This is a genomic window from Bizionia sp. (assembly GCF_048259285.1).
In the GTDB taxonomy this organism is placed as follows: domain Bacteria; phylum Bacteroidota; class Bacteroidia; order Flavobacteriales; family Flavobacteriaceae; genus Algorimicrobium; species Algorimicrobium hallyeonense.
The window spans coordinates 20,707-33,749 of the sequence record NZ_JBLXHU010000027.1 but is presented as its reverse complement, the minus strand read 5'-3'; the positions used below and the strand labels follow the sequence as shown (position 1 = coordinate 33,749).

9 protein-coding genes are annotated in these 13,043 nt (G+C 35.4%); 7 read left to right on the top strand and 2 right to left on the bottom strand.

The window, feature by feature from the left end; genetic code table 11:
* The 7 genes from rplK to ACN0QX_RS11980 form a co-directional block, all read left to right on the top strand.
* On the top strand, positions 1–417 hold a 417-nt coding region (rplK, locus tag ACN0QX_RS12010), incomplete at its 5' end, for a 50S ribosomal protein L11 (protein ID WP_417197256.1).
* 17 nt (positions 418–434) lie between these two features.
* Positions 435–1,124: a 50S ribosomal protein L1 gene (gene rplA, locus ACN0QX_RS12005; RefSeq protein ID WP_248395224.1), complete on the top strand. Its 690-nt coding sequence runs from the start codon at positions 435–437 to the stop codon at positions 1,122–1,124.
* 19 nt (positions 1,125–1,143) lie between these two features.
* The gene (rplJ, locus tag ACN0QX_RS12000) at positions 1,144–1,665 is read left to right on the top strand and encodes a 50S ribosomal protein L10 (RefSeq protein WP_248395223.1); all 522 of its coding nucleotides are present in this window, start codon (positions 1,144–1,146) and stop codon (positions 1,663–1,665) included.
* Positions 1,666–1,729: 64 nt separating this feature from the next.
* Positions 1,730–2,104 carry a 50S ribosomal protein L7/L12 gene (rplL, locus tag ACN0QX_RS11995; protein ID WP_248395222.1) on the top strand — a complete coding sequence of 125 codons (375 nt, stop codon included), beginning with the start codon at positions 1,730–1,732 and terminating at the stop codon, positions 2,102–2,104.
* Between the two features lie 122 nt (positions 2,105–2,226).
* Entirely contained in the window at positions 2,227–6,039 is a 3,813-nt protein-coding gene (rpoB, locus tag ACN0QX_RS11990; RefSeq protein ID WP_248395221.1) for a DNA-directed RNA polymerase subunit beta, read from the top strand.
* 91 nt (positions 6,040–6,130) lie between these two features.
* Positions 6,131–10,432, top strand: a complete 4,302-nt coding sequence (rpoC, locus tag ACN0QX_RS11985) for a DNA-directed RNA polymerase subunit beta' (RefSeq protein WP_417197253.1) — start codon at positions 6,131–6,133, stop codon at positions 10,430–10,432.
* Positions 10,433–10,489: 57 nt separating this feature from the next.
* Entirely contained in the window at positions 10,490–10,807 is a 318-nt protein-coding gene (locus tag ACN0QX_RS11980) for a DUF3467 domain-containing protein (RefSeq protein WP_248395219.1), read from the top strand.
* Between the two features lie 158 nt (positions 10,808–10,965).
* Here ACN0QX_RS11980 and ACN0QX_RS11975 read toward each other — a convergent pair whose 3' ends face one another.
* Positions 10,966–11,196: a (4Fe-4S)-binding protein gene (locus tag ACN0QX_RS11975; protein WP_417197251.1), complete on the bottom strand. Its 231-nt coding sequence runs from the start codon at positions 11,194–11,196 to the stop codon at positions 10,966–10,968.
* A gap of 147 nt (positions 11,197–11,343) precedes the next feature.
* Positions 11,344–12,930, bottom strand: a complete 1,587-nt coding sequence (locus ACN0QX_RS11970) for a peptide chain release factor 3 (protein ID WP_376860098.1) — start codon at positions 12,928–12,930, stop codon at positions 11,344–11,346.
* Positions 12,931–13,043 lie beyond the last annotated feature (113 nt).

The following is a 13,043-nucleotide window of genomic DNA, read 5'->3' as shown; positions in this document are numbered from 1 at the left end:
GTTAAACTACAAGTTAGGGGAGGTGCAGCGAATCCGTCGCCACCGGTTGGACCCGCTTTAGGTGCCGCTGGAGTTAATATCATGGAGTTCTGTAAGCAGTTTAATGCTAGAACACAAGATAAGCCTGGTAAAGTTTTACCAGTGGTTATTATGGTATACAAAGACAAATCATTTGACTTTGTTATCAAAACGCCTCCTGCAGCTGTACAATTATTAGAAGCGGCCAAAGTGAAAAAGGGTTCAGGTGAACCACACATTAAAAAAGTAGCAAAAGTTTCTTGGGATCAGGTTAGAACCATCGCTGAAGATAAAATGCAAGATCTAAATGCATTTACAATCGAAAAAGCCATGACAATGGTTGCGGGTACTGCTAGATCAATGGGTATAACTGTTAAAGGCGGTACTGCCCCTAATTAATCTAAAAAAATTGTAAAATGGCAAGATTAACAAAGAAACAAAAAGAAGCTGTAGCAAAAATCGAGAAAGGTAGAGTATACTCTGTCGGTGAAGCTTCAGCATTAGTAAAAGAAATAACCAATACTAAATTTGATGCATCTGTTGATTTGGCAATACGTTTAGGCGTAGATCCAAGAAAAGCAAATCAAATGGTAAGAGGCGTTGTAACGCTTCCTCACGGTACTGGTAAAGACGTAAAAGTTTTAGCATTAGTAACACCAGATAAAGAAGCAGAAGCTAAAGAAGCTGGTGCAGATTACGTTGGTTTAGATGAATACCTTGATAAAATTAAAGGTGGTTGGACAAACGTAGATGTTATTGTAACTATGCCAAGTGTTATGGGTAAATTAGGTCCTTTAGGACGTGTATTAGGTCCTCGTGGTTTAATGCCTAACCCAAAGACAGGTACAGTAACAATGGATATTGCTAAAGCTGTTAGCGATGTAAAAGCTGGTAAAATTGATTTTAAAGTTGATAAAACTGGTATTGTACACGCATCAATAGGTAAAGCATCTTTCAGTGCTGATAAAATTGCAGGTAATGCAAACGAATTATTACAAACAATAATGAAACTTAAACCAACTGCTGCTAAAGGAGTTTATGTGAAGAGCATTTTTATGTCTAGTACCATGAGTCCAAGTATAGCTGTAGATAATAAAATTGGTTAAGTAGTTTAAAACTTTTATTATGACTAGAGAAGAAAAATCACAAGTAATTAAAGAATTAACTGCGCAATTAGCCGATAATAATATTATTTATTTAGCAGATATTTCCGGATTAAACGCAGGATCGACATCAGATTTACGTCGTGCTTGTTTTAAGGCAAATATAAAATTGGCCGTAGTTAAAAATACCTTGCTTGAAAAAGCAATGGAAGCATCAGATAAAGATTTTGGCAACCTTCCTTCAACATTAAAGGGAAATACGTCAATCATGTATTCTGAAGTTGGTAATGCACCAGCTAAAGTTATTCAGAACTTCCGTAAAAAATCAAAAATGCCACTTTTAAAAGGAGCATTTATTGAGGAAGCTATATACCTTGGCGACGAAAACTTAGACGCTTTAGTAAATATTAAATCTAAAGAAGAAGTTATCGGTGATATTATTGGCTTATTACAATCACCAGCTAAAAACGTTATTTCAGCACTTAAATCAAGTGGTGGTAAATTAGCAGGTATTTTAAAAACACTATCTGAAAAAGAAGGATAGTCACAAATAGTACGCACTTAATTACAATTATATTATTATTAAAATTTATTAAAACGATAGAAAAATGGCAGATTTAAAAGATTTCGCAGAACAATTAGTAAACTTAACAGTAAAAGAAGTTAACGAATTAGCAACTATATTAAAAGATGAGTATGGTATCGAGCCTGCAGCAGCTGCTGTAGCTATGGCTGGTCCTGCTGCTGGTGGTGGAGACGCTGCTGAAGAGCAAACAGAATTTGATGTAATCCTTAAAGCCGCTGGTGGTTCTAAATTAGCAGTTGTAAAACTAGTTAAAGAATTAACTGGATTAGGATTAAAAGAAGCTAAAGAATTAGTTGATGGTGCTCCAAGCCCTATCAAAGAAGGTGTTTCTAAAGACGAAGCAGAAGCTCTAAAATCTCAATTAGAGGAAGCAGGAGCAGAGGTTGAGCTTAAGTAATTTAAGCACTCTAAAACATTACGGTTTAGGTCTAAAGTGAACACTTTTAGGCCTAGACCATTTTGCGTATATAATCGTTACATACGCTATTTTATTTTTTTTAATCAAAATTCCGCCCATTGATGTTAACAAAACAAGCTGAAAGATTAAATTTCTCGTCTATTATAAATAGAACAGAATATCCTGACTTTATGGATATTCAGATAAAATCCTTCCAGGATTTTTTCCAGCTAGAAACTAAATCTGAAGAAAGAGGAGACGAAGGTTTATATAATACCTTTCTGGAAAATTTCCCAATTACAGACACACGTAATCAATTTGTTTTAGAATTTTTAGATTACTTTATTGATCCACCACGTTATACAATTGAAGAATGTATAGAACGTGGACTTACATATAGCGTACCGCTCAAGGCAAGACTTAAACTGTACTGTACAGATCCTGAACATGAGGATTTCGAGACCATTGTTCAAGATGTGTACTTAGGAACAATTCCTTATATGACACCTTCTGGTACTTTCTGTATCAATGGTGCAGAGCGTGTAGTTGTATCGCAGTTACACAGATCACCAGGTGTATTCTTTGGTCAATCATTCCATGCCAATGGAACAAAATTATATTCAGCCAGAGTTATTCCATTTAAAGGATCATGGATTGAATTCGCAACAGACATCAACCAAGTGATGTATGCGTATATCGACCGTAAGAAAAAATTACCTGTAACAACGTTATTCAGAGCCATTGGTTTTGAACGTGATAAAGATATTTTAGAAATATTTGACCTTGCTGAAGAAATTAAAGTTTCTAAAGCAGGACTTAAAAAAGTATTAGGACGTAAGCTTGCAGCGCGTGTTCTTAACACATGGCATGAGGATTTTGTTGATGAAGATACTGGAGAAGTAGTTTCAATTGAGCGTAACGAGATTGTATTAGATCGTGATACCGTTCTTGATAAAGATAATATTGAAGAAATTCTTGAAACAAGTGTGAAAACCGTTCTTTTACATAAAGAAAGCGCACAACAAGGAGATTACGCAATTATTCATAATACCTTACAAAAAGATCCAACAAACTCTGAAAAAGAAGCTGTTGAACATATATACCGTCAATTACGTAATGCAGAGCCACCAGATGAGGAAACTGCACGTGGTATTATTGACAAATTATTCTTTTCAGACCAACGCTACTCTTTAGGAGAAGTAGGTCGTTATAGAATGAATAAAAAATTAGGTCTTGATATTGGTATGGATAAGCAAGTGCTTACCAAAGAAGATATCATTACTATTATTAAATACTTAATTGAACTTATCAACTCTAAAGCAGAGATTGATGATATTGATCACTTATCTAACCGTCGTGTACGTACAGTTGGTGAGCAATTGTCACAACAATTTGGTGTTGGTTTAGCACGTATGGCGCGAACTATTCGTGAGCGTATGAATGTACGTGACAACGAAGTATTTACACCTATCGATTTAATTAATGCCAAGACTTTATCGTCTGTTATTAATTCATTCTTTGGTACTAACCAATTATCGCAATTCATGGATCAAACCAATCCACTTGCTGAAATTACGCACAAGCGTCGTTTATCAGCTCTTGGACCTGGTGGTTTATCTCGTGAAAGAGCAGGGTTTGAGGTGCGTGACGTTCACTACACACACTACGGACGTTTATGTCCTATTGAAACACCAGAAGGACCAAACATTGGTTTAATTTCGTCACTTTCTGTATTTGCTAAAGTGAATTCTATGGGATTCATTGAAACGCCTTACCGTAAAGTTACAGATGGTGTTGTAGATATTAAGAGCACCCCTACGTACTTAAGTGCTGAAGAGGAAGAAGATAAATTAATTGCACAAGCAACTGTTAAGGTTGATGACAATGGTAAAATTTTACATGATAAGGTAATTGCGCGGATGGAAGGTGACTTCCCAGTAATTGACCCAAGTGAAATTGACTATACTGATGTAGCGCCAAATCAAATTGCATCTATTTCGGCTTCATTAATTCCATTCTTGGAACATGATGATGCCAACCGTGCATTAATGGGATCTAACATGATGCGTCAGGCCGTACCATTATTACGTCCGCAAGCACCAATTGTTGGAACAGGATTAGAAAGACAAGTAGCATCAGATTCGCGTGTATTAATAAACGCCGAAGGAAGTGGTGTTGTAGAATATGTTGACGCTAACGAAATTACTATCAAATACGATAGAACTGAAGATGAAGCGAAAGTAAGCTTTGAAAGCGATACAAAAACATATCCACTTGTTAAGTTCAGAAAAACCAACCAAGGAACTTCCATTAATTTAAAGCCAATTGTTCAAAAGGGTGATAAAATTAAGAAAGGTCAAGTTCTTTGTGAAGGTTATGCAACACAAAAGGGAGAATTAGCTTTAGGTAGAAATATGAAAGTAGCCTTTATGCCTTGGAAAGGGTATAACTTTGAGGATGCTATTGTAATTTCTGAAGAAGTTGTTAGAAATGATGTATTTACATCAATTCATATTGATGAGTATTCATTGGAAGTTCGTGATACTAAATTAGGGAACGAAGAATTAACGAATGACATCCCTAACGTTTCAGAAGAAGCAACTAAAGATTTAGATGAACACGGTATGATTCGTGTTGGAGCAGAAGTGAAGCCTGGGGATATTCTTATTGGTAAAATTACACCAAAAGGGGAATCAGATCCAACTCCTGAAGAAAAATTATTACGTGCTATTTTTGGTGATAAAGCTGGTGATGTGAAAGATGCATCATTAAAAGCGTCGCCATCATTACACGGTGTAGTAATTGATAAAAAATTATTTGCTCGTGCCGTTAAAGATAAGCGCAAGAGAGCTCAAGATAAAGAAGATATTGCTGCTTTAGAAGCGTTATACTTCAAAAAGTTTGATGATTTACAAGATATTTTAGTTGAAAAACTATTCACTATTGTATCTGGTAAAACAGCGCAAGGTGTTTTTAATGATTTAGGTGAAGAAGTACTACCAAAAGGTAAGAAATATACACTTAAAATGTTAAATGCTGTAGATGATTATACCCACTTAACTGCTGGATCTTGGACTACTGATGATTATACAAATAAATTAGTAGCCGATTTAATTCATAACTACAAAATTAAAGAAAACGACTTACAAGGTTCTTTACGTCGTGAGAAGTTTACGATTTCTGTAGGTGATGAATTACCAGCTGGTATTATCAAATTAGCTAAAGTTTACATTGCTAAAAAACGTAAACTTAAAGTTGGTGATAAAATGGCAGGTCGTCATGGTAACAAAGGTATTGTAGCGCGTATTGTTCGTCAAGAAGATATGCCATTCCTTGAAGACGGAACACCTGTTGATATTGTTTTAAATCCACTTGGTGTACCATCTCGTATGAACATTGGGCAGATTTATGAAACTGTTCTTGGTTGGGCAGGTCAGAAATTAAACCGTACGTATGCGACGCCTATTTTTGATGGTGCAACCCTAGACCAAATTAATGAATTTACAGATGAGGCTGGAATTCCAAGATTTGGACATACCTATCTTTATGATGGTGGAACAGGAAACCGTTTTGATCAGCCAGCAACCGTAGGTGTTATCTACATGCTGAAACTAGGTCACATGGTGGACGATAAAATGCACGCACGTTCTATTGGACCATACTCATTAATTACGCAACAGCCATTAGGTGGTAAAGCACAATTTGGTGGTCAGCGTTTTGGAGAAATGGAAGTTTGGGCATTAGAAGCTTATGGAGCATCTGCAACATTAAGAGAAATATTGACCGTTAAATCTGATGATGTAATTGGTAGAGCTAAAACATACGAAAGTATAGTTAAAGGTGAGCCAATGCCAGAACCAGGATTGCCAGAATCTTTCAACGTGCTTATGCATGAATTGAAAGGTTTAGCACTGGATATCAGATTAGAAGAGTAATATTTACGGGACAATTCGTAACTGGCCCAAATAAAAAAAACCGTTGTATGTAAGGGCAGTCTTCGGGCTGTCCATACTAAAAACATAAAACATGGCAAGAAAACAAGATAAGAATACAGTACAGAGATTTAATAAAATCTCCATTGGTTTAGCATCACCAGAGTCTATTTTAGCAGAATCTCGCGGTGAAGTTCTAAAGCCAGAAACTATCAATTATCGAACTCATAAACCAGAACGTGATGGTTTATTCTGTGAGCGTATTTTTGGTCCTGTTAAGGATTACGAGTGTGCTTGTGGAAAATATAAAAGAATTCGCTACAAAGGTATTATTTGCGACCGTTGTGGTGTGGAAGTAACAGAAAAGAAAGTACGTCGTGATCGTGTTGGACACATTAATTTAGTGGTTCCAGTGGCGCACATTTGGTACTTCCGTTCATTACCAAATAAAATTGGTTACCTACTTGGTTTACCTTCTAAGAAATTAGATATGATTATTTACTACGAACGTTATGTAGTAATTCAACCAGGTATTGCTAAAAATGCAGAAGGAGAACCAGTTCAGAAAATGGACTTCCTTACTGAAGAAGAATACTTAAACATATTAGAAACCCTACCAAAAGAGAATCAATATTTGGACGATACAGATCCAAATAAATTCTTAGCTAAAATGGGTGCGGAATGTTTAATTGAGCTTTTATCACGTATTAATTTAGATGAATTATCATTTGAATTGCGCCATAAAGCAAATACAGAAACGTCAAAACAACGTAAAACAGAAGCTTTAAAGCGTTTACAAGTTGTTGAAGCCCTGCGTGAGTCTAACGAAAATCGTGAGAATCGTGCAGAATGGATGATTTTAAAAGTTATTCCAATTATTCCACCAGAATTGCGTCCGTTAGTGCCGTTAGATGGTGGTCGTTTTGCAACATCCGATTTAAATGATTTATATCGTCGTGTTATTATTCGTAATAACCGATTAAAGCGTTTGGTTGAAATTAAAGCACCAGAAGTTATTTTACGTAACGAAAAACGTATGTTACAGGAATCTGTAGATTCGTTATTGGATAATACACGTAAATCATCTGCTGTTAAAACAGATTCTAACAGACCATTAAAATCCTTATCAGATTCATTAAAAGGTAAGCAAGGACGTTTCCGTCAAAACTTGCTTGGTAAGCGTGTAGATTATTCAGCACGTTCTGTAATTGTTGTTGGACCAGAATTAAAATTATTCGAATGTGGTATTCCTAAGGATATGGCAGCCGAATTATACAAACCTTTTGTAATTAGAAAACTAATTGAAAGAGGTATTGTTAAAACTGTAAAATCTGCGAAGAAAATTATAGATAAAAGAGAGCCTGTGGTTTGGGATATTTTGGAAAATGTACTTAAAGGACATCCAGTATTACTTAACCGTGCGCCTACGCTTCACCGATTAGGTATTCAAGCTTTCCAACCAAAATTAATTGAAGGAAAAGCTATTCAGTTACACCCATTAGTTACCACGGCATTTAACGCCGATTTTGATGGTGATCAAATGGCTGTGCATTTACCATTAGGACCTGAAGCTATTTTAGAATGTCAGTTATTAATGTTAGCCTCGCATAATATTTTAAACCCAGCTAATGGTTCGCCAGTAGCAGTACCTTCTCAAGATATGGTACTTGGTTTATATTATATGACTAAAGAACGTATATCAACAGACGAAGTTAAAATTAAAGGTGAAGGCTTAACATTCTATTCGCCTGAAGAAGTAGTAATTGCTTATAATGAAGGTCGTGTAGACTTAAATGCGTCCATCAGAGTAAGAACTTATGCTTTTAACGAAGCGGAAGAACTAACATTACAAGTAATAAACACTACAGTAGGTCGTGTATTATTTAATGATAAAGTACCTCATGCTGCTGGTTATATTAATGAAGTATTGACTAAAAAATCACTACGTAATATTATTGGTGATATTTTAAAAGTAACAAGTGTGCCAGAAACGGCTGCTTTCCTAGATGAAATTAAAACATTAGGTTACAACTTTGCATTCCAAGGTGGACTATCATTTAGTTTAGGAGATATTATTATCCCACCAGAAAAACAATCTATGATTGATGGAGCAAACCTTAAGGTTGACGGTATTATGGCCAATTATAACATGGGTCTTATTACCAACAACGAACGTTATAACCAAGTTATTGATATCTGGACATCAACGAATGCTGAATTGACTGAATTGTCTATGAAGCGTATTCGTGAAGATCAACAAGGTTTCAACTCGGTGTATATGATGCTTGATTCTGGAGCTCGTGGATCTAAAGAACAGATTCGTCAGCTTACAGGTATGCGTGGATTAATGGCGAAACCGAAGAAATCGACTGCAGGTGGTGGAGAAATTATTGAAAATCCAATTCTTTCTAACTTTAAGGAAGGTCTTTCAATTTTAGAATACTTTATCTCAACACACGGTGCACGTAAAGGTCTTGCCGATACGGCTCTTAAAACGGCCGATGCTGGTTACTTAACACGTCGTTTGGTAGATGTATCACAAGATGTTATTGTAAATAGTGTTGATTGTGGTACGTTACGTGGTGTAGAAGTTTCACCATTAAAGAAAAATGATGAAGTTGTTGAAACTTTAGCAGAGCGTATTTTAGGTCGTATTTCTTTAAACGATGTTTACAACCCATTAACAGATGAGTTATTGGTTGGAGCAAACGAGATGATTGATGAAGTTATTGCTAAAACAATTCAAAACTCACCAGTAGATGCTGTTGAAGTACGTTCCGCATTAACATGTGAAGCTAAACAAGGTATTTGCGCCAAGTGTTATGGTCGTAATTTAGCAACCGGAAAAATGGTACAGAGTGGAGAAGCTGTTGGTGTTGTAGCCGCACAATCTATTGGAGAACCAGGTACGCAGTTAACCTTACGTACATTCCACGTAGGTGGTATTGCAGGTAACATTTCGGAAGACAACAAATTGATAGTTAAATTCGATGGTATTGCAGAAATTGATGAGCTTAAAACTATTAAGGGTGAAGACTCTGATGGAAACCCAGCTAACATGGTTATCTCACGTACTTCTGAATTAAAATTAATTGATAAGAAAACAGGTATCACATTAAGTACCAATAACATTCCTTATGGTTCTACTATTCTTATTAAGAATGGTGATGCACTTAAGAAAGGTGATGTTGTTTGTTCATGGGATCCATATAACGGTGTAATTATTTCAGAATTTGCTGGTAAAGTACGTTATGAAAACATCGAGCAAGGTGTCACATATCAAGTTGAAATTGATGAGCAAACTGGATTCCAAGAAAAAGTAATTTCTGAATCTAGAAATAAAAAGCTTATTCCAACACTTCATATTGAAGATGCTAAAGGAAACACCATGCGTTCTTACAACTTACCAGTAGGAGCTCACTTAATGATTGACGATGGCGATAAAATTAAAGTTGGTAAAATTTTAGTTAAAATCCCTCGTAAATCTGCCAAGTCAGGTGATATTACCGGTGGTTTACCGCGTGTAACGGAATTATTCGAAGCGCGTAACCCATCTAACCCAGCCGTAGTTAGTGCTATTGATGGTGTGGTATCATTCGGTAAAATTAAGCGTGGTAACCGTGAAATTATTGTAGAATCGAAATTAGGTGAAATTAAGAAGTACTTGGTTAAATTGTCAAATCAAATTCTTGTTCAAGAAAATGACTTTGTAAAAGCAGGTATGCCTTTATCTGATGGTTCTGTTACGCCAAATGATATTTTAAATATTAAAGGCCCTTCAGCGGTTCAGCAATATTTAGTGAACGAAGTACAAGAAGTATATCGTTTACAAGGTGTAAAAATTAATGATAAGCACTTTGAGGTTGTTGTAAGACAAATGATGCGTAAAGTTAGAATCATGGATTCTGGTGATACCACATTCCTTGAAAACCAATTGGTACATAAAGCAGATTTCATTGTAGAAAATGATGATATCTTCGGAATGAAAGTTGTCGAGGATTCAGGTGATTCTGTAAATATTAAGCCAGGTCAGATTATTTCGCCTCGTGATTTAAGAGATGAAAATTCTTTATTACGTCGGGAAGATAAGAAGTTAGTTGAAGCACGTGATGCACAACCAGCTACGGCTACACCAATTTTACAAGGTATTACAAGAGCATCGCTACAAACCAAGTCGTTTATATCAGCAGCATCGTTCCAGGAAACTACAAAAGTTCTTAACGAAGCAGCCGTAAATGGTAAGGTAGATACACTTGAAGGTCTTAAGGAAAATGTAATTGTAGGTCACAGAATTCCAGCTGGTACTGGTATGAGATCTTATGAAAACATTATCGTTGGATCCAAGGAAGAGTTTGATGAAATGATGCAAGCTAAACAAGAGGTTAATTATAACTAATTAATAAACTAAAAATAGCGTGAAGAAATTCACGCTATTTTTTTATAATATACTATTATGAGTGATAATCCAAATCAGAAAAAACAAGGACAGATAAATATTGAAATTGATGAGAAAGTAGCAGAAGGGACTTATTCCAATCTAGCTATAATTAATCATTCCGTTTCGGAATTTGTAGTAGATTTTGTTAGCGTTATGCCAGGTACACCTAAAAGTAAGGTGAAATCTCGTATTATTTTAACTCCACAACATGCCAAGCGTTTATTGAAAGCTTTAGGCGAAAACGTGACGCGTTTTGAAAATGCCCATGGTGAAATCAAAGATTACGAGCAACCTCCAATTCCTCTTAATTTTGGTCCTACGGGTCAAGCTTAAAAATAATTGCGTAAACAAATTGAATGGTGTATAGTGAGAGGTTCTCGATATTTTTTTAACGAGCAACCTCCAATTCCTCTTAATTTTGGTCCTACGGGTCAAGCTTAAACTAAAAAAAACCTTTTAATTAAAGGTTTTTTTAGTTTAAAACATTTCTATTAAGATGCCTGCTTTTTGTTTAGGGAAAATTGTAAAGCACCGGAAGGGCACTTCTTTACTTGGCTAATAATATTCTCATCACTGTCCCCTTCCAAGTCTATCCAAGGTATTACGCTCTGCCTAAATACACTAGAAAGCTCTTTTGCACAACGCTCCGCATTTATGCATCTAGTTGGACTGTAGGTTACAGTAATATTCTTATTACTGAAAAACTGGTCTTTAGTTCTCATAGTAATTAATAATTTGGGGTTATTCTAGACTAAAAAAAAATAAACAGGTGGCATTTTACACATGTGCCTATCGATTAAATGTATTAAAAATTCGATTAAATACAAATTTTCACAAAGTTTTTTCGATTAACAGCTGTTTATACTTAATTAATATTCAGATGTAAAGTGGAATTTAATGTTCGGATATTTCTGCTGGGTCATCTGTAAAGAGAATGGCGAATCCGCTAAAAATACCAACTGATCTTGTTTGTCTTTGGCTAGAAAGCGTTGTTTCACACGAATGAATTCTTTGTATTCATCACTTTTTTTATCCTTGGCCTCAACCCAACAGGCCTTATGAACGTTCAGGTTTTCATAGGTACATTTAGCACCATATTCATGCTCTAAACGGTATTGAATAACCTCATACTGTAAAGCACCAACAGTTCCAATTACTTTTCGGCCGTTAAGTTCTAACGTAAATAATTGCGCAACGCCTTCATCCATTAATTGATCAATTCCTTTGTATAATTGTTTAGATTTTAATGGATCGGCATTATTAATATATCTAAAATGTTCTGGACTAAAACTTGGCACACCTTTGTAGTTTATAATTTCACCTTCAGTCAAGGTATCACCAATTTTAAAATTACCAGTATCATGCAATCCCACAATATCACCAGGATAAGAGGTATCTACAATTTCTTTCTTTTCGGCAAAAAAAGCATTTGGACTTGAAAATTTTAATTTCTTGTTATTTCTAACATGTAAATAGGGCTTATTACGCTCAAATTTTCCAGAAACAATTTTAATAAATGCTAAACGGTCTCGATGATTCGGATCCATATTGGCATGAATTTTAAATACGAAACCGGTAAAATTCTTTTCGTCAGGTTTAACTAGGCGTTCTTCGCTTTGTTTTGGTCTTGGTTTTGGTGCAATTTCTACGAAGCAATCCAACAATTCTCTTACACCAAAATTATTTAAAGCAGAACCAAAAAATACAGGTTGTTGCTGCCCGCTTAAATAACTGTCTCTATCAAAAGTTGGATAAATACCCTCCACTAATTCCACTTCTTCTCGAAGAGTGTTGGCAGCTTTTTCACCAATTAGTTTATCTATTTCACTAGATTGTAAATCAGAAATTTCAATTGTTTCTTCAATATCTTTTCGACTATCACCGCTAAATAGGTTGATATTCTTTTCCCATAAATTGTAAATACCCTTAAAGTCATAACCCATTCCTATAGGAAAACTTAAAGGCACCACACTTAAGCCTAACTTCTGTTCAACTTCATCTAATAAATCGAAGGCATCTTTACCTTCACGATCCATTTTGTTGATGAAAACAATCATAGGAATATTACGCATTCGGCAAACTTCAACTAATTTTTCCGTCTGTTCCTCCACACCTTTGGCCACATCAATCACCACAATTACACTATCCACAGCGGTTAAAGTTCTAAAGGTATCTTCCGCAAAATCCTTGTGTCCAGGTGTATCTAAAATATTAATTTTAATACCATCATATTCAAAAGCCAAAACGGAAGTTGCAACAGATATTCCACGTTGGCGTTCAATTTCCATAAAATCACTAGTTGCACCTTTTTTAATCTTGTTGCTTTTTACAGCACCTGCTTCTTGAATAGCACCACCAAATAATAATAATTTTTCGGTTAAGGTGGTTTTTCCGGCATCTGGATGCGAAATAATACCAAAAGTACGTCGTCTGTTTATCTCTGATGTAAAACTCATATTCTGTTTTAAAATGGGTAGCAAAGATACATTTTATCTATGCAAAAAATGTTATGCTTTAAGGGCTTTTTATTTTTGTGATAAGTTTGTTGTATTTTTAATTTTATGAATGG